Source organism: Deltaproteobacteria bacterium (genome assembly GCA_026712905.1).
Taxonomy (GTDB): domain Bacteria; phylum Desulfobacterota; class Binatia; order UBA9968; family JAJDTQ01; genus JAJDTQ01.
Map to the genome: position 1 here is coordinate 15,297 of JAPOPM010000159.1, position 26,568 is coordinate 41,864.

Below are 26,568 nucleotides of genomic sequence, written 5' to 3' on the forward strand. Positions count from 1 at the left end.
ACCGCCGTTGTGACAGGCGCCGGTTTGAATCGGTGAGCCTGCCGGGATATTTTGATGAATCGACCCACAATCGAGGACAACTGCTTGACAACCACCGGCATCCGCTACGAGCCCCATGAGAAGCCTCCGGTCGTGCTCTCCCTGGGCCTCGGCCTGCAACTCGCGGTCATCAGCGCCACCGTCACCATCCTGATCCCCACGGTGGTGATGCGCGCCGCCGGCGCCGCGGAGGCTCACCTGGCATGGGCCGTGTTCGCCGCCACCTTCATCTGCGGGGCGGCCACGGTGTTGCAGACCGCCCGGTTCGGCCGTGTCGGCATGGGTCAGGCGCTCATGATGGGCAGTTCCGGGGCCTTCATCGCGGTGTGCATCACCGCGGCGGCCGAAGGCGGTCCGGCACTGCTCGCCACGCTCGTCGTGGTCGCCGCGCTCTTCCAGCTCCTGCTGTCCGCGCGGCTGTCGCTGTTCCGGCGGATCATGACGCCGGCCGTCTCGGGGACGGTCATCATGCTGATACCCGTGACGGTGATGCCGGTCGTCTTCAAGATGCTCTCGGACGTGCCCGACGGCAGCCCGGCGGCCGCCGCGCCGGTGAGTGCCGTCGTCACGATCCTGGTGATCCTCGGCGCCTCGCTGAAGGCCACCGGGGCGCTGCGGCTGTGGGCGCCGGTCCTCGGCGTTGCCTGTGGCGCCGTGGTCGCGGCGCCCTTCGGCATCTACGACATGAGCGGTGTCGCGGCGTCGTCGTGGATCGGTCTGCCCAACGGCCAATGGCCGGGACTCGCCTTCGACTTCGGGCCGGCGTTCTGGGTGCTGCTTCCGGCGTTCCTGCTGGTGGCGCTCATCGGCTCCATCCGCACCATCAGCAGCTCCATCGCCGCCCAGCGCACGTCGTGGCGCCGGCCCCGGGCGGTGGATTTCCGCGCGGTCCAGGGCGCCGCCGCCGTGGACGGCATCGGCAACCTGGTGTCCGGCATCGCCGGCACGGTGCCGAACACCGCCTATACCACCGCCGTGTCCGTGGCCGAGCTCACCGGCGTCGCCGCCCGCGGCCTCGGGGTGGCCGCGGGTGTCATCCTGATGGCGCTCGCATTTCTTCCCAAGGCTCTCGCCCTGGTGGTGGCGATCCCGGCTCCGGTGGTCGGCGCCTACCTGAGCGTGATCGTCGCCATGCTCTTCGTGATCGGTATGAAGATGGTCCTCCAGGATGGCATCGATTACCGCAAGGGATTGGTGGTCGGCGTCGCCTTCTGGGTTGGGGTGGGGTTCCAGCAGGGCGTGGTGTTCCCGGAATATGTTGCCGGGTTCGCGGGCGGTCTCTTCCACAACGGGATGACGGCGGGCGGTTTGACGGCCATACTCCTGAGTGCGTTCCTGGATTTGACGGAACCGCGCCGGCGGCGGATCGAGTGCGAGCTGGACGTCGCCGGGATCCCGAAGATCCGGGAGTTTCTCTCCGATTTCACTTCCGCGAGCGGTTGGAACGCCGCCGTGGGGGACCGCCTCGCCGCCGCCGCCGAGGAGTCGTTGCTGACGCTCTTGCAACGACGCGATGCAGGCGGCGGCGAGGATGGCCGCCAGCGCCTGCGTCTGGTGGCGTACAAGCAGGACGGCGGGGCGATCCTGGAGTTCGTCGCCGCGCCCGGAGCGGAAAACCTGCAGGACAGGATGGCGCTCCTGGCCGAGCAGGCCGGCGATGTGCCCGGCGAGTCGGAGATGTCGCTGTGGTTGTTGCGCCACCTGTCGGCGTCGGTTCGCCATCAGCAATATCACGATACGGATATCCTCACAGTGCGCGTGGAAGCGCCACCCGGAGAAGATAAATGAGCCGAGAGTCTTTCGATCCTTCCCCAAAGCGGGGCGCCCGCGCGCCCGTTCCGGCCGGAGAGCCCATCGCCATCGTCGGCATGGCGTGCCGGTTTCCGGGCGCGCCGGACATCGCCTCCTTCTGGCGCCTGCTGGAAGCGGGCGAGCACGCCATCACCCAGGGGGTCCCGGGGTCGGGTGTCGGGCGCATCGGCGAGCTGTTCCCGGACGCCGCGGTGCAGAGCGAAGCGTGCCGGTTCGGCGCCTTCGTCACCGACATCGACCGGTTCGACGCGGCCTTCTTTCGCATCTCGCCGGTGGAGGCGGCCCTGCTGGACCCGCAGCAGCGCATGATGCTGGAGACGAGCTGGCAGGCGCTGGAAGACGCGGGGGTGGACCCGGAGCGGCTCAAGGGCACCCGTACGGGCGTGTACGCGGGCATCAGCAACAACGAGTACCGTGGGCTCATCCTCGGGGCCAGCGAGACCGCCGAGCCGGCCACCAGCCTCTACACGGTCACCGGTACCTCCTTCAACACGGCCATCGGCCGGGTCGCCTTCGCCCTCGGGCTGGAGGGGCCGGCCATGGCGGTGGACACCGCCTGTTCCTCGTCGCTGGTGGCGATGCACCAGGCGGTGTCGGGTCTGCAGCGGGGCGAGGCGGACCTGGCGCTCGCCGGCGGCGTGCACGCGATCCTTTCCGGGCGGCTGTTCGAGCTGCGCGGCAACGCCGGCATGCTTGCCCCGGACGGACGCTGCAAGACTTTCGATGCCGCCGCCAACGGCTACGTGCGCGGCGAGGGTTGCGGCATCGTGGTGCTCAAGCGGCTCGCCGACGCGGAGGCGGACGGCGACCGCATCTGGGGGGTGATCCGCGCCGTGGCGGTGAACCAGGATGGCGCCAGCCCGGGCCTGACGGTGCCCAGCGGACCGGCACAGGAGCGGGTCATCGCCGACGCCCTCGCCCGGGCCGGCGTGCTGCCGTCGGACGTGGACTACGTCGAGGCGCACGGCACGGGCACGCCGGTGGGAGATCCCATCGAGGCGGGCGCCACCGGGGCCGCCTACGGCGAGGGCCGCGATCCGGACCGTCCGCTGCTGATCGGTTCGGTGAAGACCAACGTCGGCCACCTGGAGTCCGCCGCCGGCGTGGCGGCGCTTATCAAGGTCGTGCTGTCGATGCAGCGCGGGACGATACCGAGGCATCTGAACTTCCGCGAGCCGAATCCGGAGATGGAATGGAGCCGGTTGCCCCTGCGCGTGACCGCCGAACCGACGGACTGGCCCCGCCGCCCCGGACTCCCGCCCCTGGCCGGGATCAGCGGTTTCGGTTGGTCGGGCACCAACGCGCACGTGGTGGTGCAGGGGTACGACGCTCCGGCCGCGACCGGGCCGATGCGCTGGCCCGCGGGGCCGTCTCGGGCCATCGCCGTGCGGCAAGCCGAGGAACCCGCCGCGCCGGCGGGCCTCGAGGCGCGCCGGACCCGCCTCCTGCCGCTCTCGGGCAAGACCGAGGATGCGCTGCGGGGGCTGGCCGGGCGGTATCTGGACTGGCTCGACAAGCACGCCGGCGAGCCTTCGTCCGGGAGAGGGGCACGAGACTCCCTGCTTTCGGACATGGCGTGGACGGCGAGCGTGGGCCGGAGCCATTTCGGTCATCGCAAGGCGTTGCCATTCCGGGATGCCGCGAACCTGCGCGAGGGGCTGCGGGAGCTGGCCGGCGCCGGCGGAACCACGGCGCCGGTCGCGGACGCGCCCGCCCGAGTGGCGTTCGCCTACACCGGCCAGGCCAGCCAGTGGGTGGGCATGGGGAAGGACCTCTACGAGACCGAGCCGGTGGCCCGTGCGGTGCTGGACCGTTGCGACGCGGTGCTGCGGGAGGAGCGCGGCGTCTCGCTGCTGGACGTGATGTTCGGCCGGACCGGAGACCTGGACGACCCGGCGTGGACGCAGCCCGCCATCTATGCCCTGGAGTGCGCGCTGACCGCGCTGTGGTCGAGCCTCGGAATCCGGCCCGACGTGGTGGTGGGGCATAGCCTCGGCGAGATCGCGGCGGCGCAGGCGGCGGGGGGGTTCGGCCTCGAGGAGGGGTTGCGCTTCGCCGCCGCCCGCGGCGCGCTGATGGGAGCGCTGCCCGGCGAGGCGGCGATGGCGGCGATCTTCGCCACCGAGGAGCGGGTGGCGGAAGCGGTGGAGCAGTTGAACGCCGCCGCCGGCGGCCCCGGCGTGAGCATCGCCGCGGACAACGGCGCCAGCCAGGTGATCAGCGGATACGCGGCGGACGTGGAGGCGGTGCTGGCGCGCTTCGAGAGCGAGGACGTGCAGGTTCGGCGGCTGAGGAAGAGCCCGGCCTACCACAGCGCCGTGGTGGAGCCCGCCCTCGACGGCGTGGAAGCGGCGCTTTCGGGCGTGGCCGTCGCCGCGCCTTCGGTGGTTTTCGTCAGCACGGTGACCGGCCGGGTGACGGAGCCGGGGAAGGTGCTGGACGGTGGCTACTGGCGCCGCCAGGCGCGGGAACGGGTGGCGTTCCGGAGCGCGGTGGAGACGCTGGCGGAGCTGGGGGTGGATGCCGTGGTGGAGATCGGACCTCACGCGGTGTTGGGGCCCATCGTGTCCATGGCCTGGCCGGCGGCCCCCGTTCCGGTGCTGTCGAGCCTCAGGCGTCCGCCGCGCGACACGCCGGCGGACGAGGCCCGGGACTCCTTCGTGGCCGCCGCGGCCGAGGCCTACGAGGCGGGGCTCCCGGTGTCGTTTGCCGGGCTTTTCGGCGGCGAGGAACGGCGCCGGATCGCCTTGCCGAACTATCCCTTCGTGCGCGAGCGCCATTGGTTCCGGGCGCCGCGCCGCCGGCGCCAAGGCGCCGGCCATCCTTTGCTCGGCAACCGGCACGAGTCCGCCAGCGGCGAGGTGACCTACGAGACCGAGGTGTTTCCCTCCGATCCCTCGTGGCTCGACGATCACCGGGTGTTCGGGCGGCTGGTGGCGCCGGGTGCGCTCTACGGCGCCATGGCGGCCGCGGCATCGGCCGCGGAGGGGGCCGGTGGCGGGGTGTTGGAGGACATGCAACTCCACAATCCGCTGATCTTCTCCGAGCGCGATAGCGGCGAAGGCGACGAAGCTGGCCGGAAGATGCAGGTGCTGCTCGACGCCGCCGGCGACACGCCGTCGCGCCGCGTCAGAATCCTGAGCCGCCCCGACGACGGGGAGCGATGGACGCTGCACGCGGAGGCACGGGTGGCGCCGGGCGCCGGCGGTCCCAACGCCGAGGCGCGGGTGGACCTGGACAGCCTCAAGGCGGGGCTGTCGCCGGAGGACGTGCCGGCGTTCTACCGCGCCAAGGCCGAGGTGGGGATCGGCCTTGGTCCCGCGTTCCAGACGCTCAAGGCCGTGTGGTCCCGGACCGGCGAGGCCGTGGGCGAGGTGGCGCTTCCGAAGGCCCTGGAAGGGAGCGGTCTGGACGTGCATCCGCTGCTGCTCGACGGCTGCTTCCAGGTCATGGCCGCGGCCCGCGGTCCCGCCGGGGGCGAAGGCGGCATCACCTACCTGCCGTTCGGCTGGGACCGGCTGTGGTTGAAGGGCCGGCTGCCCGAGCGGCTGGTGTGCCACGTGCGCATGCGCGAGGCGCCTTCGGGCGCGAATCCGGACTCGGAGAGCGGTGAGCCGCGGGAGGTGCTGAGCGGCGAGCTGCGGGTCTACGAGCCCGACGGCGTCCTGGTGGGCGAGTTCACGGGGTATACGGTGAAACGGGCAACGCGGGCCGCGTTGCTCGCCGCCGTGGAAGGCCTCGAAGAGCTGCTGTACGAGATTGTGTGGCGCGACCGGCCGTTGGCGCCGGGCATGCCGGCGGCGGACTTCTTCCCGAGTCCCGCCGCCGCCCGGGGCAAGTTGTTCTCGGAGTACATGGCGGACGAGGGCGTGGAGGCCGCGGACCGGGCGGCCCTGCTGGATGATTTGGAGCGGTTGTCGCGTTCCTATGCCCTCGCGACCCTGGACAAGCTGGGCTGGGAACGCAAGGTGGGCGCTGCGGTAGACTCGGAGGAATTGCGGCAACGGCTGGAAGTCCAGCCGGAGCACCAACGTCTGTTCCGGCGGCTGCTGGAGATGCTGGCCCGGGCGGGCGTCGTCGAGGAGACGGACGGGCGCTTCACGGTGCGGGTGGGTTCCGGGGACGCGCTGCCCGAGGAGATGCACGACGACCCGGATGCGTTCGCGGTCCGGATGCTGGGACTATACTCACACGGTACCACCGAGATCGGCCTGTTCCGGCGCTCGGCGGGCGCCCTCGCAGAGGTGTTGCGCGGCCACGCGGACCCCCTGACGCTGCTGTTCAGCAGCGGCGAGCCCACGGCGGCGGACCTGTACCTCAAGGCGCCGGCGGCGCGCGCGGCCAACCGGATGCTGGCCGATGCGGTGCGCGTGCTCGTGGCCGGTTTGCCGGAGGGACGGCGGCTGCGGGTCATCGAGGTGGGGGCGGGCACGGGCTCGGCCACCGCGTCGGTGTTGCCGGAGCTTCCGGCCGGGCGGTTCGACTACACGTACACGGACATCTCGGCGGGCTTCTTCGCGGAGGCGGAGGCGCGTTTCGGCGACGCCGGCGGCGCCATCCAGTACCGCGTGCTGGACATCGAGAAGGAGCCGCTGCCCCAGGGATTCGACCTCCACGGGTACGACCTGCTCATCGCCTCCAACGTGCTGCACGCGACGCGCTATCTTCAGGAGACGCTGGCCCACTGCCGGGACCTTCTTGCGCCGTCGGGCCAACTCCTCGCTCTCGAGAACCAGCGCGGCCAGGGTTGGCTGGATCTGACCTTCGGACAACTGGACGGCTGGTGGCGGTTCGCCGACCATTACCGGCCGCACCACGCCCTGGCCGGTCCGCCGGTGTGGCGGCAGGCTCTGGGCGACGTGGGCTTCGCCGCGGCCGACGTGCTGGGCGTGGACGAGTCGGACGCGGCCGGACCGCCGGACCGGGGCGTGGTCCTGGCTCAGGGGCCGGTGGAGGTGGCCGAGGAGCGCGGGCTGTGGGTACTGGCCGCGGACCGCGGCGGGGCGGCGGCCGAGTTGGCGGCGGCGCTGGCGGCGCGGAACCAGATGGTGGTGCTGGCGGGGGCGAAGGAGGGGAGCGACGGGCGGTCGCCGGAGGACGGCGCCGGAGTCGTGGAGAGGGCGGTTGAACCGTTGCGCCGCGAGTCGTGGGAAGCGCTCTTGCGCGGCCTCCCGAACGAGGTGCCGCTGAGCGGCGTCGTGCACTCGGCGGGCCTGGACGGTCACGGGCCGGAGGCCACCACGGACGAGATGGCCGAGGACGCGAAGCAGGCCGCGGCCGGGGCGCTGGCGCTGCTGCAAGGGGTGGTGGACTCGGACGCGGTGCCGGGCAAGGGCCTGTGGCTGTTGACCCGCGGCGCCCAGGTGCTGGAGCGGGAGAGCCGCGGAGAGCTGGCGGGCGCGCTGCTCTGGGGCATGGGCAAGGTGGTGGCCAGGGAAGCGCCCCACCTTCAGCCGCGGATGATCGACCTGGACCCGGAGGCCGCGGCGCCGCCGGAGGCGCTTGCCGAGGAGCTCCTCTACCCGGACGCCGAGACCCACGTCGCCTACCGCAGGGGCTCCCGCCGGGCGGCCCGGCTGGTGCGGGCCGGCGCGGGCATGGAGCGGCTGGCCTTGCCGGACGAGCCGGGCTGGGTAGTCTCGCCGGACCCGGGCGGCGTCCTGGAGGGGCTGGACGTGGAGCCGGTGCCGGCGCGCGCCCTGGAGCCCAGGGAAGTCCGCGTCGCGGTGGAGGCCGCCGGCCTCAACTTCTGGGACGTGTTCCGTTCCCTCGGCTTCATCCAGGAAGGGTTGCTGGGCGGCGAGATGTGCGGCCACGTTCTGGAAACGGGCTCCGAGGTAACCGCCGTCGAGCCCGGAGACCGGGTGGTGGGATTGGGGTTCGGCACCTTCACGCCGGAAGTGGTCACCCGGGAGGAGATGGTGGCGCTCGCGCCGGAGGGCATGCCGCTGACGGCGCTGGCGACGCTCCCCACCGCGTTCGTGTCGGCCGCTCTCTCCTACGAGTTGGCCGAGTTGAAGGCGGGTGACCGGGTGCTGATCCACGCCGGCGCCGGCGGCGTGGGCCTCGCGGCCATCCAGTTGGCACAGGCGGCCGGGGCGGAGGGCTTCACCACCGCCAGCGCGCCCAAACAGGCCTATCTACGGTCCCTCGGCGTCACCCACGTGTTCGACAGCCGCAGCACGGCGTTCGGCAAGGAGGTCCTGGACGCTACCGGCGGCGCGGGCGTGGGCGTGGTGGTGAACAGCCTTACCGGCGAGGGCTTCATCGACGCGAGCCTGTCCTGTCTGGCCCGCGGCGGCCGGTTCGTGGAGCTGGCCCGGCGTGACATCCTCTCCGAAGAGGAGATGGCCGCGGTGCGTCCGGACGTGGCCTATTTCATCCTGGAGCTGGACGTTCTCAAGTCGGATGACCCGGCACGGGCGGGCACGGCCCTCAACAAGGTGATGGAACAACTGGCGGCCGGCGAGGTGCGGCCGTTGATCCACAGCCGCTGGCCATTGGCGGAGACCGGGGAGGCCATGCGCTTCATGCGTGCCGCCCGGCACGTGGGCAAGATCGTGCTGGCGGCGCCGCCCCTGGCGAACGGCGGCCTGCGGCAGGACCGCACCTACCTCGTGACCGGCGGTCTGGGCGGCATCGGCTGCGTGCTGGCCGAGTGGCTCGCGGACCGGGGCGCGGGGGCCATCGTGCTGAACGGGCGCCGGGATCCCGACCCGGCCGTGGCGGAGACCATCGCCGCCCTCCGGGCGCGCGGCGCGGCGGTGCGGGTGGAACTGGCGGACGTGACCGACGGCGCGGCTGTGGACGCCATGCTGGAGCGGATCGAACAGGACCTGCCGCCCCTCGGAGGCGTGATCCACAGCGTCGGGGTGCTGTCGGACGCCGCCCTCGGCAACCAGAACTGGGAGCGGTTCGAGGCGGTGCTGTGGCCCAAGGTGCTGGGCGCCTGGCACCTGCACCGGGCCACGGCGGACCGCGATCTGGACATGTTCGTGCTGTTCTCAAGCGTGGCCGGCGTGCTGGGCAATCCCGGCCAGGCCAACCATGCCGCGGCCAACGCGTTTCTCGACCAGCTCGCCGCCCACCGCCGGGCGCGGGGCCTTCCGGGGCAGACCATCGCCTGGGGCGCGTGGGCCGGGCTCGGCGAAGCCGAGGAACAGCGGGAGCGCATCGCCCGGCAATTGGAAGCGTCGGGTACCGGCTGGATGAGCCCGCAGCAAGGTCTTCGGGCATTCGACCGGATGGTCCGGCAGGATCCGGCCTCCGCCATGGTGGCGGCCGTGGACTGGGCGTCGTATGGCGAGGCGGTCCAGGAAACCCCGGCGTTCCTGGAGGAGCTTCTGTCCACGGACTCCGACGGCGCCGGTGACGTCGCGGCCCTTGCGGACGATCTGCCGTCGATGCTGCGGGCGACCCCGGCCGCGGGGCGGGAAGCACTGCTCGTGTCGTTCCTGCAACAGGAAGTGCAGGCGGTGCTGCGGCTGCCGTCGGCGCCCGCCCCCACGGTGGCGTTCTTCGATCTCGGCATCGACTCGCTCATGGCGGTGGAGCTTCGGAACCGGTTGAACCGCGCGTTCGCCGGGGAGTACGTGGCTCCCAACACCGTGGTATTCGACTACCCGGACATCGCCGCGCTCGCGCACCACCTGGCCGGGGAACTGGGCGAGGCGGGCGCAGGGGCCACCGAAGTTGTGTCTGCTCCAGAGCCCCCTCCGAGGGAACGGTTGGACGACGACGGCATCGCCATCGTGGGCATGGCGTGCCGTTTCCCCGGCGCTCCGGATCTCGCCGCGTTCTGGCGCCAGCTCGAGGCGGGCACGGACGCGGTGACCGACGGACGCCCGGACCCGGGCTCCTGGGACGGCGTCGTCGGAGACCCGGCGAGCCCGGACGAATGGTCCCGGGTGGGTGGTTTCATCGAGGACATCGACAAGTTCGACGCGGCGTTCTTTCGCATCACTCCCATCGAGGCGCGGATGATGGACCCGCGGCAGCGGCTGCTGCTGGAGACGAGCTGGCACGCGCTGGAAGACGCGGGCATCGACCCGGAAACGCTCCGGGGCAGCCGCACCGGCGTGTACGCCGGGGTCAGCAACGGCGACTACCGGGACCTCGCGTTGGCCATGGGCCGCTCTCACGGATACCTGGGCACGACCACAAGCGTGGCCACCGGGCGGGTGGCGTTCGTCCTGGGTCTCAACGGCCCCGCGGTGCCGGTGGACGTGGCGTGCGCGTCGTCGCTGGCGGCGGTGCACCAGGCGGTTTCCGCGCTGCGCCAGGGGGAGGTGGACCTGGCCCTTGTCGGCGGGGTCAACGCCATGCTGTCGCCCACGGTCACGATGTTCATGCGGGAGGCCGGCATGCTGTCCGCGAGCGGCCGCTGCCGCACCTTCGACGCCGGAGCCGACGGTTTCGTCCGGGGCGAGGGTTGCGGCATGGTGGTGCTGAAGCGGCTGAGGGAGGCGCAGGCGGACGGGGACCGGATCTGGGGCGTGGTCCGGGGATCGGCGGTGAACCAGAACGGCGCCGCCGCCGGGCTTACGGTCCCCAACGGGCCGGCGCAGGAGCGGGTGATCGAGGATGCCCTGTCGCGGGCGGGGATCGCGCCCGCGGAGGGGGACTACCTGGAGGCACACGGCGCGGGGTCGGACCTCGGCGATCCCATCGAGGTGAACGCCGCGGCGTCGGCCTACGGCAGGGGACGCGAGGAGGCGCGGCCCCTGCTGATGGGATCGGTGAAGACGAACATCGGCCACCTGGAATGCGCGGCGGGTGTCGCGAGCCTGATCAAGACGGTGCTGGCCATGCACCACGGCGTCATACCCAGGCATCTGCACTTCCATGAGCCGAACCCGCACCTGGACTGGGACGATCTCCCGGTGCGCGTGGTCTCCGAGGCAACGGAATGGCCGCTTCGCCCGGACCACCCGCCGCGAGCCGGCGTCAGCGCTTTCGCGCTCTCGGGCACCAACGCCCACGTGGTGGTGGAGGGTTATCCTGCGCCCGATGACGCCGCGGCACCGGGCGGCGGACCCGAAGCGCCCACGGGCGCCGGACTCGTGGTCGCGTTGCCGGAGCCGCTGGGGGACCTGTCGTCCGCGGCAGGCGAGCTGGAACCCCGGAGCGTGCGGGTCCTGCCGCTCTCCGGCAAATCGCCCGGTGCGCTGCGCGAACTGGCGCGACGTTACCTGTCGTGGCTCGACGATCGCGCAGGGGAGTTTTCCTCGGACGATGGCGCCACGGCGCGGGTCCTCGCGGACATGGCGTGGACGGCGGGAGTGGGAAGGAGCCACTTCGATCACCGGGCGGGGCTCGTGTTCCACGACGTCGAGTCGTTGCGGCGGGAGTTGAAGGGGGTAGCGGATGCGGACGCTCAGCGGCGTCCGGTGGCGAAGGCGGCCTTCGTCTACGCCGGCAACGGCAGTCAGTGGGTAGGCATGGGCCGCACCCTCTACGACGTCGAGCCCGTGGTCCGCGCGGTGCTGGACCGTTGCGACGCGACGCTCGGGCAAGAGCGCGGCGGCTCCCTGCTGGAAGTGATGTTCGGCCGCTCGGGTGCGGCCGGGGACCTGGACGATCCGGTCTGGGCGCAGCCGGCGTTATATGCGCTGGAGTGTGCGTTGACGGCGCTTTGGGCGAGCGTGGGTATTCGTCCAGCCGTGGCGCTGGGGCAGGATGTGGGAGAGCTTGCGGCCGCGCAGGCGGCCGGCGTGTTCGGTCTGGAGGAGGGGCTGCGGCTGGCCGCGGCCCGAGGCGTGTTCCTGACGGAACACGGGGCGTCGGAGGCCGCTCCGGCCGCTCTGGAGGCGGCCCTCGCCGATATCGCCGTGGCGCCGCCGTCACGGGTGCTGGTGAGCGGCGTCACCGGGCGCGCGCTGGAGGCGGCCGACCTGTCCGATGGAAGCTACTGGTCCCGGCAGGCGCGCGCGCCGGCGGCATTGGGCGAGGCCGTCCCGACGCTGACGGCGCTGGAGGTGAACGTCGTCGTGGAGATAGGCCCGGACGTGGAACTGGGTCCGGCGGTCGTGCGGGAGTGGTCGCTCGCGGCCTCGGCCGCTCATGGCCCTGCGCTGGTGGCGCTGTCGAGCCTCCGGCGGCCGTCCGCTGATGCGCGGGCGGAAGCCGCCGCCGGCGGGTTCGCCGAGGCGGTGGCGGACGCCTACGCGGCAGGGATCGAGTTGGCCTTTGCCGGTCTCTTCACCGGGGAGACGCGGCACCGGATCGCGCTTCCGGTATACCCGTTCGAGCGCCGGCGCCACTGGATCGAAGCATTGAACCGGCCGGAAGAGTGAACTGGCCGGTTTTGGGAGCGCATCCGTGGACGGAGGGAGAGGGGTTTCACATCCCTTGAGCGTTGCTTGTCGACGGCGTCCTGTGGTACGAAGCGCCCATCGTGGAACGAAGGGTGCACATACTTGGCCCGTTCGGCAGGCGGGTGGATTGTTGAAAAGGAGGAACACTCATGGCAGCGAGCGAAGATCGCATCAAGCAAATGTTCGAAGAAAACCTGGGCCGGCCCGCGAATCCCGACGTCAGCGCCGCTGATTCGGGCGTGTCGTCGTTGGATGCCGTCGCGTTCATCAAGGCGGTCGGCGAGTCGTTCAACGTCTCGATTCCCCCCGCGGACGCCGCGAAGTTCGCTACCTTGCGTGACTTGATCAACTACGTGGATTCCCACACTGGGTGAAACGTCCCCAGAGACCGTGTGGAATGTGCCGGAGCCGCTTTCCACCCTTGACGTCCGCGTGGACGATGACACGGTCATCGTCCTGCGGCGTCACGGTAATCCGGCAGGCCCACGGCTGGTCCTGAGCCACGGTAACGGACTCGCCATCGATCTCTACTATCCGTTCTGGTCGCTGCTGGCGGGTGATTTCGATCTGGTCGTCTACGACCTGAGAAACCACGGCTGGAACCGGGTCAGCAGGTCGGAAAGTCACAATGTCGCAAGATTCGCCCGCGACCACGACCTGCTTCTCCAGGCCATCGATGACCATTTCGGCGACAAGCCCAAGATCGGCGTCTTCCATTCCGTAGCGGCCCTGACCACGCTCTTGTCGGCCAATCTGGGCAGCGAGTTCGCGGCGCGTGTCCTGTTCGATCCGCCCGTGTGCAAGCGCGGACTGAACTACGAGGAATTCGATGCCGCCGCCGACCGCGTGGCAGGCATGGTACGCCACCGCACACCCCGGTTCGAGAGCGAGCAACAGTTCGCCGAGCTCCTTCCCTATTTGCCGACATTCCAACGCGCCGTTCCCGGCGTGTGCGATCTCATGGCGAGGACGACCCTCCGCGAGTCGGCCGACGGAGATGGCTACGAGCTCCGCTGTCCGCGTGACTACGAAGCGCAGATTATCCAATACGCCGCGCCGTTCGCGGTGATGGTGGAGCTGGACAAGCTCCGCTCCCCGACCAAGGTCATCGGTGCCGATCCCACGTTGCCGTTCTCCTACTTGCCGACGCTGGACCTCAGTCACATGCTGACCGTCGACTACGACTTCGTGCCCGAGACGACACACTTTCTCCAACTCGAAGAACCGGAGAATTGCGTCAGCATCATGCTTGAGTTCCTGGACCGGCACGACCTCTTGAGTTCGTAGACGCCAGGCTGCATATTCCACAAAGGCGCGGGTTCATCGTGCCATGCTCTCGTCGGTGGCGGCAGCCGCGAGGGGAGGCTCACCGGCATGCCGCCTTGAGCGTTCTTGGCCATGCGAAACCAATTCGAAATACCCACCGTCCTGGAGGATACCGGCCGCGGCGAGCGCGCCTACGACCTCTACTCCCGCATGCTAAAGGACCGCATCGTCTTTCTCGTGGGGGAGATCGACGATCCGGTGGCCAACACCATCGCGGCCCAGCTCCTTTACCTCGAGTCCGACGATCCCACTCAGGACATCTACCTGTACGTCAACTCGCCCGGCGGGCTGATCACCGCGGGGCTCGCCATCTACGATACCATGCAGTACATCCAGGCGGACGTGGCTACGGTGTGCGTCGGCGAAGCCGCCAGCATGGGCGCGCTGCTGTTGGCCGGCGGCGCTTCGGGAAAGCGTTTTGCCTTGCCCCACGCGCGCATCATGATCCACCAGCCGCTGGGGGGTTATCGGGGATCGGCCGCGGACATCGACATCCACGCCAGGGAGATGCTGCGGGTACGCGAGGAAGTGAACCAGATACTGGTCAAACACACCGGCCAGGACCTGGAGACCATCGAGAGTGACACCCAGCGCGACCGCTACATGACCGCGCCCATGGCCCTGGAGTACCACATCATCGACGAGGTACTCGTCAAACGGTCGGCGTAAACCGGGTTCCCTGTCTCAGCCGAAACGGGCGGGGGAGAAGTCGGGGTCCGGGTCGGCGCCGAAGAGGAGGTTGGCGGCCAGGGAGCCCACCGCCGCGCTGGTGGTGACGCCGTGGCCGGCGAGTCCCGCCACCCAGAAGAAACCGTCTACTTGAGGATCCCATCCGATGACGAAGCGGTTGTCGTCGCTGAACGTCCGGAGGCCCGCCCAGTAGCGCGCGATGGCGATGTCGGGGAACTTGGGATAGACGGTCGCCAGCCTCTCCGCCAGCAGCTCCATGGCGCGGATGTCGGTGGGCGGGTCGCACGGCGGCATGTCCTCCTCGTCACATGGGCACAGCATGAGGCCGCCGGAGTTGGGCTGGAAGTAGATCTCGTCCGAGACGTTGAGGCAAAAGGGCCACTCGGGCTTGACCCAGTCGAGCGGCGGGGTCACGAACAGGTGCCGGCGCCGCGGATGGAACGCGATGGGCGCCGCTCCGGCCATCACGCCCACGGGTCCGGCCCAGGGTCCGGCCGCGTTCACCACCACGTCGGCTTCCAGGAAACCCTGATCCGTGGCGACGCCTTGTACGCGCCCGTCGTGCATGCGTATCTCGCGCACGGTTTCGCCGTAACGGATCGCCGCGCCGCCTCTCTGGGCCACCCGGAGATACCCGGAGAGCAGGGCGTTGATGTCGATGACGCCGTCCGAGGCGCACCACACGGCGCCGTCCAGGGCGCCCCCTTCGATCAGCGGCATGGCCGCCAGCGTCTTCTCGGGTGACCACAACTCGACGTCGAGGCCGCGCCCGCGCGCCAGCTCCGCGTCCCCGCACAAAGCCTCCCATTGTGCCCCGCGCCCGAGGATCAGGCATCCGATGGTGTCGTACGAGACCGGCACGGGCCAGCCGGGCGGGGGGGTGCGGATGAACTCGGCGGATTTCGCCGCCATGTTGCCGACGGAGGGCTCGGAGAGCACCTGCCGAATGAAGCCCGCGTTGCGGCCGGACGAGTGGAAACCGGCCACGGCTTCCTGCTCCAGGATCACCATCCGCCGGGCGCCGCGGTAAGCCAGGTGGCAGGCCGTGGCCGCTCCGGCGAATCCGGCGCCGATGATCACGTATCTTGCGTCTTCGGGTCGCATTGGGTCAGGGAAGCGGTGGTTCGGCGGCGCGGCACGCCGCGCTGCGTCATCGGACCGGCGGCGCGCGGCGTCTCAGGCCTCGCGCAACACCTCGCGGATCCGCTCGATCGCGTTGTGGATGTCGGCGGCCGAGATCTGGAGGTGCGTCACCGCGCGCAGCCAGCCGTTGCCCACGTGGTTCATGAGTACGCCCTTGCCACGCAACGCTTCCACCATGGCCGGTCCGTCGGGCGCGCGCCAATAGACCATGTTGGTGGCTGGGTCGGCGATCTCCACCTCAAGCGGCCTGCCATTGTGCATGAATTCTTCCAGGCCGTGTGCGAGGGCGGCGGCGTGGCGGTGGTCTTCCGGCAGACGCCGCCGATGCTGCCGAACTCCGTACAGCGCGGCCGCGGCCAGGAACCCTGCCTGGCGCATGCCGCCGCCCAGGCGCTTGCGGATCTTGCGCGCGTGCGCGATGGCGTCGCGGCCGCCGGCCAGGGCGGAGCCCACGGGCGCGCCCAGGCCCTTGGAGAAGCATACCGCCACCGTGTCGAAACCCGCCGCCAGATCGCGCTCGGAATCGCCCGTGGCGGCGGCCGCGTTCCACAGCCGGGCGCCGTCGCAGTGGGTCTTGAGGCCCAATCCGCGCGCCGTCGTCACGATCCGCTGTGCCTCCCGGCAGCCCAGGGCGCGGCCGCGGCCGCGGTTATGCGTGTTCTCCACCAGGATCAGGGCGGAGGGGGACTCGTGCAGTCCGTCGGCGCGGAAGCGGCTCGTGATGGCCGCGTCGGACAGCTTTTCCTGAAACGGGATGATGTCGAACTGAACGCCGGAGAGCGCCGCCCCGGCACCGGCCTCGTAGGCGAAGGTGTGCGACCCTTCCTCGCACAGCACCGAGTCGCCCGGGTGCGTGTGGAGCCGGATGGCGATCTGGTTGGCCATGGAGCCGGACGGCGTGAACACCGCGGCCTCCTTGCCCAGGATGCCCGCCACCTCTTCCTCCAGCCGGTTGATGCTGGGATCCTCGCTGTAGACGTCGTCCCCCACCTCGGCCGCGGTCATGGCCTTGAGCATGTCGGGTGTGGGCGTCGTAACCGTGTCGGAGCGGAGGTCGATCATGGGGTTGCCTGCTCGGGGCGCGGCAGCTTGTAGTTCCGGACCACCTGCCCGGACGTGCCGACGGCCGGAAGTTCTTCCTCGTTGAGGGTCAGGCGCACGCCGCCAGCGTTCCCGAAGGTGATGGTGAACCCGGTGTCGGCGGACAGCGTGGCGCTCTGACCGGGATCCAGCATGAAGTCGCGCGACGGTCTGTCGTCCACCCAGACCCGCAGCCAGGAACGGGCGTCGGCCGCGATGGTGAGGGTGTGTGTGGACGCGGCCGCGGCGCCATCGGCTTGCACCGGCTCGGTACTCGCGGTCGCGATGTCCGGTTGCGTTTGCTGGGCCGGCGGCTCGGTGCCTTCCGCTGTCTCCGAGGCCGCCGCGGTCTCTTCTGTTGCCCTCTGGCTGGCCGGCGTCTGCTCCACCGCCGGCGCCGAGGCTACCTCCCGCGGAACGTCGGTTTGAGCCGGCTCGGAGTCGGATGGTGCCGCGGAGTCGTTCGACACTGTTTCCACGGGTTCGGTAGACGGCTCGGGCACGGCCGCGGGCTCCGAGACCGCGCCGGCCAGGCTTCGCACCTGCTCGGCGCCAACAGGCGCGGTCTCGTCGGCTTCCGGTTGGAGCACCGAGTTCGGCTCGGTGCTCGGGAGAGGCGTTTGAGGGACGGCCGAGGCCGGCAAGGACGGCGTCACGGCGACTTCCCGCGCGTTGTCGGGCGGTGCCTCGACGGTCGGGCGTTCCGTAAACGTGCGTACAAGATGGAGCAGTTTCTCCAGCGTGGGATCGTAGACGTACACGCCGGCGGCGATCATCAGCAGGACGAACAGGAAGGCGACCGTGGCCGCCTTCCTGGAACGGGGCTCCTTCGCGGGAGGCGTGGGCAAGGCGTCCGCGGCGCGGTTCTCGCGCACGAACTGGGCCGCCAGCGTCTCCACCTCGATCTCGAGGTACGCGGCGTAGGTGCGCAGGAAGTGGACCATGTAGAGCCGGTCCGACACCAGGCGATCATTTCCGCCGCCTTCCAGGATCTCCAGGTAGTACTGCGGAATGCGCGTCGATTCCGCCGCCTGGCCCAAGGTCAGACCCTTTTGCTCTCGTGCTTCTCGGATATAGTCGGCAGTGGCGCTCACGAATCTCGGGATATCGGTTGTCGGGCGCGCCCGTGCCGCTGGGTTCGTGGCTACGCGACGCGCACGGGGCCTTTCCTGTACCGAAGTTTATATAACGAAATCGCGGTCCAGGCTAGGGAACGCTCCTCCCGGCCCGGTCGAGCCGCTAGTTCGCGGTGTCGAAGATCGGCGCACCAGGGTAGAAGGCGACGAATCGGTCGTTCAGGATCGGGTTGTACAGGAGTTGGCGGAGTTTCCGCCCCTTGAGCTCTCCCTCAACGGCCTCGCCGCGCAGCCACGACCACAGGCTCCCGGTCTCCTTGTCGCGCAGCAGCGCGTTGCCCTGGGAGTCCTTGCGTTCCGACTGCTCGAAGGTGAGGACGCGCCCGTCCAGTTCCCGGCGCCACGCGGTGCCCGTGGCGTCGTCCGGTGAGTAGTAAACGATCACCTTGGCGCCGTTGAACTCGTCGTTGACCAGGTTTTGCCGCTCCAAGACCCCGTAGGGGTAGAGCTTGGCCTTTAGTTTCACCAGCACCGCGAGTCCCAGGATGTCGCTTTGGAAGGGACCGACGTAGGTGCCCATGAACCCGCCGCGGCGGTATCCCGGCAGCACCTGGGTAAAGGGATAGTTCTTCTTCCAGTTGGCCCAGGTCGTCACCGTGGACGGCATGAAATCGAGCCTCTTGCCCTTGAGCGGGCCGTGTGCGGCCTCGCCGGTGACGTGAACCCACAGCGACTCGGTTTCGCGGTCGTACATGATGAACGAGTTCTCGAAGAGTATGCCCGCGTGCCCGAAGCTCAGCACCTTGTCGTCGAGTTTGCGTCTATACACGATAGACGTTTGGCACAGCGGTCACCAGGAGACCGCGATGGGCACCCCTCCAATGGTGTCGTTGCCCAGTTCGTGGACCCCCATGATGGTGATGGGATAGGCCTTGGCCTCGCCGTTGTGGGCCACGCCGATGATCACGTCCCGATCGAAGATGACTTCCTGTTTTTCGGCTTCCGCGGCGCTCAGCATCTTCGGGTCGTCGAAGACCGGAAACGCGTCCCGCGGCACCGCCTGGTACCCGATGGGCTGGGCCGCCGCCGTCGCCGCCAGTGCGGTCAACACGGCCGCGACCGCCCAGGCCGTCGCTGATCTTCGCAGCATGGTTTCACCTCGTCTTCCTCGTCCTGCGTTCATGGTTTGTATCGCCAAGCCCCGCGCGCGCCGGTGCCGGCCCGCTTGACCGTTCTTCTGCTTCAACTATAGCGGACGGCGCGCCGCTTCGCACGTCACGGGTGCGGGTCATTTCCGGCCGAAACCCAGGACCTCACCGGTGATGTAGTCGCTGTCGCCGCATGCGAAGAATACGAACGCCGGCGCCACGGCTTCGGGGGGAACCGGGCTCGGCCGTGCCGCGGAGCCTTGAGCCTGCTCGCGGAACTCGGCGATGGCGTCGGTCATGCGGGTGTCCGCCACCGGCGAGATGCAGTTGATCTGGATGTTGTGCGGTTTCATCTCGTTGGCGACGTTGAAGGAGAGGGTGATGATGCCGCCCTTGGCGCTGGCGTAGTCGGACACTCCGGACGACGGCCGTAGCGCGGCGGGTCCGGTCAGGTTGATGATCTTGCCCGAGCGCTGGCGCTTCATGACCGGGAGCACGGCCTGCATGCCGTTGAAGGTGCCCTTGAGATGCACACTCATGGTCTCGTCCCATTGTTCCTCGGTGATGTCCTCGAAACGCGCCATCCGCAGGATGCCCGCGTTGTTCACCAGGATGTCGACGCGGCCCCAGCGCTCGACCGTTTCCGCCACCAGCGCCTCCACTTCGGCACGCCGGCTCACGTCCACCATGCGCGCGATGTTCTCCGCGCCCATGGCCGTGAGCTCGTCCCGCACCCCGTCGAGTGCCTCCCGGTCGCGCACGCCGGTGACCGCCAGGACCGCGCCCTCGCGCGCGAACTCCAGGGCCACCGCCCGGCCGATGCCGCGGCTGGCGCCGGTGACGATGGCCACCCGGCCCTCAAGCCTGCCCATGTGCTCCCTCGTCCCCGCGCGCCAGTTCGTTGACGGCTTGCGCCAGACTCCCGCACAGCTTCGGCAAATCCTCGCTTTCGACGCTGCAGTAGGCGAGGCGCAGCCCGTTCATGGACTCGCCTTCGAAGGGCACGGTGCCGACTCCGTACTTGTCGAGCAGGTGGTTGGCCACGTCGGTGGCCCGCAGTTCCGATTCCGGGCGCAGGCTCAGGAAGCAGAAGAAGCCTCCGTGGAACGGCTCCACCGTCAGGAGGTCGGTGTCCATGGTGTCAAGCTCGTGCTTCAGGGTGTCGTAGCGCTTCTTCAGAACCTCGAAGGCGCGGCTCCGCTGCTCCAGCAGCCGGTCCATCTGCGCCATGGCCTTGGCGGCCACGGATTGGGTCACCGTGGCACTGCTGGAGACGAGTCCCCGGATGACGCCGCCGAACTTGTTGTCGATCTCCTCGGCGACACCCGCGCCGTCGTCCGCGGCAAGCCACTCGTCCGGACAGGCCAGGGTGATGGTGCCCGCGCGCGCGCCATACCACAGCAGTTCCTTGGTGACGCCGTCGAGCTTCACCGGAAGCAGGTTGGGGCGCGGCCGGCACAGGTAGAAGAGGGACGACTGCATCGCCGCCGGGTCGTACACGTAGCTTTCGTAGGCGTCGTCGAACAGCAGCACCAGGCGCTTGTCCGAGGACGCGGCGAGCCGGTCCAGTTCCGCCACGAGCTTGCGTCCCGCGCCCTCGGACGGACAGAAGCCCGTGGGGTTGTTGGGAAAGTTCAGCAGCACCACGGCGTTGTCCTGCTCGAGCCATACGCGCCGGACGGCATCGAGCAGCCCCCCGACGTTCAGGTCGCCGTCGCGGAGCAGCGGGAAGTCGGTTACGGAGAGGCCGAGGTTGCGTTCGAGGACATGGTTGTAGTTCTCCCAGCGGCGGTCGGCCACGATGACGGAGCGGCCAGGGTCCACGAACATGCGCGCGCTGATGCTGATGGCGGCGGTAATCCCGGGGGTCAGGATCGGGGTCAGCATCTGTCGCTTGAGGCGCTCGGCTTCATCGCCGGCGCGCGCCAGGATCCATCGTTTCCACGCCGAGCGAAACGCGGGCGTGCCGGTTTCCGGCGTGTACGGGAAGATCTCCTCGGTGTCCAGCCCGCGGAAGAACGAATGGATCAGCGGCGTGCACAGCGTGATCTGGCGCTTGCCGCCCTCCGGGAAGACCGTTCCTTCGGTGCCCCGGGCCGAGCCGATGGTGGCGTTGATCTGGGCCTTGGAGCGGGCCTTGCGGGTCCAGTAGAGAATGCCCTGCGGGTTGTAGATCATTTTTCCGAACTCGGAGAAGAAAGCCATGGCTCCGGTCCGGTCAAGCGCGGGAAAGTTCATTGAGTTCCTTGCTTCGCGGTCAGGCGAAGGCCCGGTCCAGCCGGGCCATGTCTTCCGCGGAAAGACGCCAGTCCGACGCGCCGCAGTTCTCGGCGGTGCGCTCGACGCTGTCGGACTTGGGGATGGCGATGACGCCCTCGTGGGCGGTACACCAGTTCAACGCGACCTGGGCGGATGTCTTGTCGTACTCGCCGGCGATCTCGTGGAGGACCTTGGCCTCCCTTGCGGCAAACATCCCGGGCCTGCCCGCAAGCCTGCCGCTGTCCAACGGCGTATAGGCGATGATCGTGACGTCGTGGCGCAGGCAATAGGGTATCAGCGTCCGCTCGATCTCGCGCCGGCGAAGATTGTAGAGAACCTGATTGGACACGATGGGGTGGTGCTTCATGGCCGCGCGGGCTTCGGCCAGCTCGTCGGTGGAGAAATTGCTGACGCCGATGTGCCGTATCCGCCCGGTATCCACCAAGGTCTCCATCGCGCCCATGGTCTCTTCGATGGGTGTGCCGCGGCTCGGCCAGTGGATCTGGTACAGGTCGATGGTGTCGATGTCCAGCCGCCGCAGGCTCGCGTCCGCGGCGCGCAGCACCTGGTCGTGTCCCAGGTGGTCGCCGGAAACCTTGCTGGCGATGAACACCCGCTCGCGCATGCCCCGCACCGCCTCGCCCACCACGTCCTCGGTGCGGTACATCTCGGCCGTGTCGATGAGATTCGCCCCCAGCTCCACGCCGTGCCGCAACGGCGCGACGCCACCCCGGTACTGCCAAACGCCAAGGCCGATCTCCGGTACCTGGACCTCGGTGCCTCCCAGTGGTTTCGTTATCATGGGGTCCTTGCCATCGAGATCGCGGAGATTCGATGCGGCTTCCGGGACGTCGGGTCCGAAGGCTCGCGGGCCGTGCCCCGGACGTCCTTGACGAACGAGTGTGGATCAGGACGCGCTGCTGGAGGCGCTGTCGCCGGACGAAGGCTTGTCGGACGAAGACTTGTCGGACGACTTGCTCTCCGTGGACTTGGAGTCGGAGGAATCCTTGCTTTCGTTGGTTTCGCGCTTGTCCCCGTTGGCGCCCTTGCCGCGGCCGTAGTCGGTGATGTACCAGCCGGAGCCTTTGAGTTGAAACGACGTGTTCGAGATGAGCTTCTTGACCTCGCCCTGACAGGTCGGACACTCCTCCAACGGATCCTCCGTGATCCGCTGAGTCACCTCAAACACACCACATTCCGAACACTTGTACTCGTAAATGGGCATAAGTTGGCCTCGCGCGGGTGGGTTGGAGGAAACATAGACACTGCCCCGGCGGTTGTCAATGCGGGCAGCTTGACCTCCAGACGGACGCGGGCTTATGTTACCAGCCATCTGTCATCCGGGCCGACGCAAGCAAGGAGGAGACGAGGAATGGATTTCGAGCTTCCCGAAGAGATCAAGATCATCAAGAAGACCATGCGCGATTTTGTGGACCGGGAGCTGATCCCGCTGGAGCGGGAGTTTCGCCCCGAGGGCGAGGAGATGCCCGAGGAGTTGTACAAGCCGCTCCAGGAAAAGGCCCGCGCCCTGGGGTTCTGGATGCTCGACGTGCCTGAAGAGTACGGCGGCGCCGGGCTCGACCTGCTGACGCGCTGCGTGATCCAGGAGGAGGTATCCCGGACCATTTCCATCCCCTTCCGCAACAACCCGATCTTCGGCCCGGAGGCGCGCGGCATCCTGTTCGAGCTCAACGACGAGCAGAAGGAGCGCTACCTCTACCCCGTGCTCCGCGGCGAGAAGACCGCGTGCTTCGCCCAGACCGAACCCGACGCCGGCGGCGACCCCGCGGGCATGAAGACCCGGGCGGTGCTGGACGGCGACCATTGGGTGCTGAACGGCACCAAGCGCTTCATCAGCAACGCGGGCTTTTCCGACTTCGCCCAGGTCATGGCTGTCACCGATCCCGAGAAGCGCGCCCGGGGCGGAATCTCCACCTTCCTCGTGGACATGGACACCCCCGGCGTGACCATCGAGCGGCGCTGGCCCACCATGATGGGCGACGCGCCGTTCCAGATCCTCTTCGAGAACGCCCGGATACCGGCGGGCAACGTCGTGGGCGAGGTGGGGCAGGGCTTCAGGCTGGCCCAGGGCTGGCTCCAGGAGGGGCGCGTCAAGGGCCACGGCGCGCGCTGCATCGGTATCGCCGAGCGCGCGCTGGACATGATGATGGACTACTGCCAGATCCGCACCACCTTCGGGCAGCCGCTGTCGGAGCGGCAGGCCGTCCAGTTCATGGTCGCCGACTCGGTGATGGAACTGCACATGGCGCGCAACCTGGTCTACGAATGCGCCTGGCGCCACGACCGCGGCGAGGACGTGCGCAACCTGGCGTACATGGTCAAGTGCACATGCACGGAGATGGCCAGCCGGGTGGTGGACCGCTCCATCCAGGTCCACGGCGGCATCGGCCTCACCAAGGAGCTGCCGCTGGAGTGGTGGTACCGGCAGTTGCGCAGCATTCGCATCACCGAGGGCGCCACCGAGGTGTTGCGCTGGCGCATGGCCCAGAACCTGCTGCGCGCCCGCGCCAAGGGCCAATGAGCGGAGAGGCCCTGCTTTCCGGCTTCCGGGTCCTGGACCTTGGCACCGCCATGGGCGCCTTCTGCGGCAAGGTGCTGGCGGACCTCGGCATGGACGTGGTCAAGGTCGAGCCGCCGTCGGGGGACAGCCTCAGGACCGAGCCGCCGTTCGCCAAGGGCCAAGCCAACCGCGAGGGCAGCCTGCGCTTCGCCTACTTCAACTCCGGCAAGCGCGGCATCACCCTGGACCTGTCCCGCGACACGGGACGCAAGCTCCTGCTCGACCTCGTGGAGAAGGCGGACGTGGTCATCGACAGCCACGACCCCGGTTACCTCGACGATCTGGGAATCGGCTACGGCGAGATGGTGGCGCGCCGCCCCAAACTCGTGCTCGTGTCCATCTCGGGCTTCGGCCAGGACGGTCCCTACCGTGACTACCGCTCGCCCGACCTGGTGACCAACGCCATGGGCGGGCTGCTGTTCATCAGCGGCGATCCGAGCATGACCCCGTGTGTGCCCCCGGGCGGCCAGTCGCACATCTACACCTGTCTCTACTCCGCCTTCGGCACCCTGCTGGCGTTGTGGCAGCGCGAGGACAAGGGGCTGGGCGCGCATATCGACGCCTCGGTGCAGGCCAGCATGGCGCTGCACGAGCACGTGGCCTTCACCTGGTCCTCCGAGGGCCGTCTCATGAAACGCGCCGGCAGCCAGCACCAGCACGTGGCCCCGGCCAACCTGTTCCCGTGCAAGGACGGCTGGATCTCGTTCTTCGCCACCCAGCGGCACTGGCCCATCTTCCTGGACATGTGGGAGGGGCACCCGGCGGAGCTGGACGACCCGGAGCTGCTGGACAACGGCAAGCGGCGGGCGGCCGCGGACTGGCTCAACCCCATGGTGGCGTCGTTCACCTCCCGGTTCGGCAAGGAGGAGCTGTCGGTGCTGCTCCAGAAGCACGGCCTGCCGGCGCTACCGGTGAACTCGCCGCGGGACTTCATGGAAGACCCGCACATCGTCGAGCGCGGCTACTTCGGCACGGTGTCACACCCGGTACTGGGCGATTTCCCGCAGCCGGGCGTGCCCTTTCTGCTGGACGGCGAGCGCCGCGGCCCCCGGCCCGCGCCCATGCTGGGCCAGCACAACGGCGCGATCCTGGGCGGTGAGCTCGGGTTGAGCGAAGCCGACCTCGGCGTGCTGGCGGCGGAGGGAGTCATTTGATGCCGATCCCGAACAGGATTCTCGAAGGCGTCCGGATCGTCTCGTTCACCACGGGCTACGCCGGTCCCTACGCGGCCCGGCTGCTGGCGCAGTACGGCGCCGAGGTCATCAAGGTGGAGTCCCACCCGGGCGGCCTCGACACCTTCCGGCATTACGGCCAAGGCAACAACGTCAACGCCGCGCCGCGCTTCATCGAGTGCAACCTGGCCATCCGGTCCATGACCGTCAATATCAAGCACGACGACGGCAAGCGCATCATCAAGGAGCTGGCGGCCAAGTCCAACGCCGTGCTGGTGAACTTCCGCCCACAGGTGCTGGGCCGGCTCGGCCTCGGCGACGACGAGCTGAGGAAGGCGAACCCGTCCATCATCATCCTGAAGCTGCCGGGACTGGGCGAGACCGGCCCCAAGAACTGGTACGGTACCTGGGGCTTCAACCTGAACGCCTTCAGCGGCATGACCTACCTGTGGAACCATCCCGGACAGGACCGCCCCATCGGCAGCCAGGGCGTCTACCCCGACCACCTGGGCTTCATCTCCGGCCCCACCATCATGATGGCCGCGCTGCTGCGCCAGCGCCTCACCGGCAAGGGCTCCATCATCGACGTGTCCCAGGGAGAGGTGACCGCCTATACGCTGGGCGTCAGCTACCTGGAATCCGCCATCAACGGCGTCGACCCCCAGCCCCGGGGAAACCAGAGCCTCACCGCCGCGCCCCACGGTTGCTACCGCTGCCAGGGCGAGGAGCGCTGGTGCGTGGTGTCGGTGACGAGCGACGACGAGTGGCGGCGCCTGTGCGGCGTCATGGGCAACGGGGCGCTTGCGGACGACCCTCGCTTCGCCACCTGCGTCGAGCGGCGCCGGAACTCCGGGGAGCTGGACGCGGTCATGTCCGAATGGCTCGCCACCCAGACCGTCGAGGACGTCGCCCACCGGCTCCAGGCGGCCGGCGTCGCCGCCGGCGTGGTGCAGAACGGCACCGACCTGTGCCAGGACCCCCAACTCCGCCACCGCGACTACTTCCAGAAGTACGACGACTCCCCCATCGGCCCCTTCGAGGTCCCCCGCGGCGGCCTCCTCTTCAAGGACCAGCCCGAAGGAGAAATCCCGCTCACCCCGGACCTCGGCGAGCACACCGGACAGATCATGCGGGACGTGCTGGGCTACGACGAGGCGACCATCGCCAAGTGGAAAGGGGAAGGGGTGCTGGTGTAGGATTGCCGTGTGGACTTCTGCGACAGTAAGGGATGAAGGCATGACTCGGATGACCGGACCCGCCAACGCCTCCCAGGAAGCGCTGAACACCTTGTTGCGCGATACCCTGCCGCGCCAGGGCGCCTGGAATGACGAGGGCTACTTGTGGCTCACGGACTACAGTCGGCGGTTGATCGAGTTCACGGACGGCTACATCGAGGAATTGCCCATGCCCACGTCCACGCACCAAGCCATCCTCTTGTTCCTCTATGAACTGTTCCGCGACTACCTCAGGCCGCTAGGCGGCGTCGCGATGGTGTCCGCGCTGCGCATGCGTATCCGCGAAGGCAAGTTCCGGGAACCGGACATCCTGCTTCTGCGCCACCGCTCCGATTCGCGCTACCAGGACCGCTACTGGTTGGGTGCGGATCTGGTGGTCGAGGTCGTGAGCCCCGACGACCCGCAACGCGATTTGGTGGAGAAGCGTGCCGACTACGCCGAGGGCGGCATCCCCGAGTACTGGATCGTGGATCCCCGCGACGACACCATTACGGTGCTGGTGCTCAAGAGCGGCGCTTATGCCGAGCACGGTGTGTTCCGTCGCGGAACCGTCGCCACCTCGCCACTGCTGGAAGGATTCACAGCCGATGTGGCCGCGGTGTTCGATGCCCCGGAGTAGGCGGACGGGCAAGCTGGCATGAACCGTTCGTTCTGAGCGTAGCGCCGCGTCAGCGGCGCGAAGTCGAAGGAC

Annotated in this window: 17 protein-coding genes; 9 read left to right on the forward strand and 8 right to left on the reverse strand. The window is 69.0% G+C overall.

Annotated elements, in window-relative coordinates; translation table 11 throughout:
- Positions 1-54 precede the first annotated feature (54 nt).
- The 5 genes from OXF11_12785 to OXF11_12805 all read left to right on the forward strand — a co-directional run bounded on the left by OXF11_12785 (position 55) and on the right by OXF11_12805 (position 14,162).
- A complete protein-coding gene (locus OXF11_12785) occupies positions 55-1,827 on the forward strand; it encodes a hypothetical protein (GenBank protein MCY4487971.1) in 1,773 nt (590 codons plus the stop codon).
- Positions 1,824-12,146, forward strand: coding sequence for an SDR family NAD(P)-dependent oxidoreductase (locus OXF11_12790; GenBank protein MCY4487972.1), 10,323 nt, complete (start codon positions 1,824-1,826; stop codon positions 12,144-12,146). The genes OXF11_12785 and OXF11_12790 overlap by 4 nt, the downstream gene beginning before the upstream one ends.
- Before the next feature lie 170 nt (positions 12,147-12,316).
- Positions 12,317-12,541, forward strand: a complete 225-nt coding sequence (locus OXF11_12795; protein ID MCY4487973.1) for a phosphopantetheine-binding protein — start codon at positions 12,317-12,319, stop codon at positions 12,539-12,541.
- A gap of 58 nt (positions 12,542-12,599) precedes the next feature.
- Entirely contained in the window at positions 12,600-13,454 is an 855-nt protein-coding gene (locus OXF11_12800; GenBank protein MCY4487974.1) for an alpha/beta hydrolase, read from the forward strand.
- A 111-nt stretch (positions 13,455-13,565) separates the two neighbouring features.
- Complete coding sequence (locus OXF11_12805) at positions 13,566-14,162, forward strand: ATP-dependent Clp protease proteolytic subunit (protein ID MCY4487975.1); 597 nt, start codon at positions 13,566-13,568, stop codon at positions 14,160-14,162.
- A 15-nt stretch (positions 14,163-14,177) separates the two neighbouring features.
- On the opposite strand, the gene OXF11_12810 is transcribed toward OXF11_12805, so the two are convergent.
- The 8 genes from OXF11_12810 to OXF11_12845 all read right to left on the reverse strand — a co-directional run bounded on the left by OXF11_12810 (position 14,178) and on the right by OXF11_12845 (position 22,114).
- Positions 14,178-15,263 carry an FAD-dependent oxidoreductase gene (locus OXF11_12810; protein ID MCY4487976.1) on the reverse strand — a complete coding sequence of 362 codons (1,086 nt, stop codon included), beginning with the start codon at positions 15,261-15,263 and terminating at the stop codon, positions 14,178-14,180.
- Between the two features lie 96 nt (positions 15,264-15,359).
- Positions 15,360-16,388 carry a beta-eliminating lyase-related protein gene (locus OXF11_12815; protein MCY4487977.1) on the reverse strand — a complete coding sequence of 343 codons (1,029 nt, stop codon included), beginning with the start codon at positions 16,386-16,388 and terminating at the stop codon, positions 15,360-15,362.
- On the reverse strand, positions 16,385-17,500 hold the full coding sequence (locus OXF11_12820) for a DUF4115 domain-containing protein (protein MCY4487978.1): 1,116 nt from the start codon (positions 17,498-17,500) through the stop codon (positions 16,385-16,387). Before OXF11_12820 ends, OXF11_12815 begins: the two co-directional genes overlap by 4 nt.
- Before the next feature lie 145 nt (positions 17,501-17,645).
- The gene (locus OXF11_12825; GenBank protein MCY4487979.1) at positions 17,646-18,632 is read right to left on the reverse strand and encodes a DUF3179 domain-containing (seleno)protein; all 987 of its coding nucleotides are present in this window, start codon (positions 18,630-18,632) and stop codon (positions 17,646-17,648) included.
- A 138-nt stretch (positions 18,633-18,770) separates the two neighbouring features.
- Positions 18,771-19,502, reverse strand: a complete 732-nt coding sequence (locus tag OXF11_12830) for an SDR family NAD(P)-dependent oxidoreductase (GenBank protein MCY4487980.1) — start codon at positions 19,500-19,502, stop codon at positions 18,771-18,773.
- The gene (locus OXF11_12835) at positions 19,489-20,835 is read right to left on the reverse strand and encodes an aminotransferase class I/II-fold pyridoxal phosphate-dependent enzyme (protein ID MCY4487981.1); all 1,347 of its coding nucleotides are present in this window, start codon (positions 20,833-20,835) and stop codon (positions 19,489-19,491) included. The genes OXF11_12830 and OXF11_12835 overlap by 14 nt, the downstream gene beginning before the upstream one ends.
- Before the next feature lie 52 nt (positions 20,836-20,887).
- A complete protein-coding gene (locus OXF11_12840) occupies positions 20,888-21,691 on the reverse strand; it encodes an aldo/keto reductase (GenBank protein ID MCY4487982.1) in 804 nt (267 codons plus the stop codon).
- A 105-nt stretch (positions 21,692-21,796) separates the two neighbouring features.
- Positions 21,797-22,114 carry a zinc ribbon domain-containing protein gene (locus OXF11_12845; GenBank protein ID MCY4487983.1) on the reverse strand — a complete coding sequence of 106 codons (318 nt, stop codon included), beginning with the start codon at positions 22,112-22,114 and terminating at the stop codon, positions 21,797-21,799.
- 147 nt (positions 22,115-22,261) lie between these two features.
- Here OXF11_12845 and OXF11_12850 point away from each other — a divergent pair, with 147 nt between their 5' ends.
- Genes OXF11_12850 through OXF11_12865 form a run of 4 tightly spaced genes read left to right on the forward strand, consistent with a single transcriptional unit; the run spans position 22,262 to position 26,496 of the window.
- Positions 22,262-23,431, forward strand: coding sequence for an acyl-CoA dehydrogenase family protein (locus OXF11_12850; GenBank protein ID MCY4487984.1), 1,170 nt, complete (start codon positions 22,262-22,264; stop codon positions 23,429-23,431).
- Positions 23,428-24,624, forward strand: coding sequence for a CoA transferase (locus tag OXF11_12855; protein ID MCY4487985.1), 1,197 nt, complete (start codon positions 23,428-23,430; stop codon positions 24,622-24,624). Before OXF11_12850 ends, OXF11_12855 begins: the two co-directional genes overlap by 4 nt.
- Complete coding sequence (locus tag OXF11_12860) at positions 24,624-25,838, forward strand: CoA transferase (GenBank protein ID MCY4487986.1); 1,215 nt, start codon at positions 24,624-24,626, stop codon at positions 25,836-25,838. The genes OXF11_12855 and OXF11_12860 overlap by 1 nt, the downstream gene beginning before the upstream one ends.
- Positions 25,839-25,878: 40 nt before the next feature.
- Positions 25,879-26,496, forward strand: a complete 618-nt coding sequence (locus OXF11_12865; GenBank protein MCY4487987.1) for a Uma2 family endonuclease — start codon at positions 25,879-25,881, stop codon at positions 26,494-26,496.
- Positions 26,497-26,568: the final 72 nt, after the last annotated feature.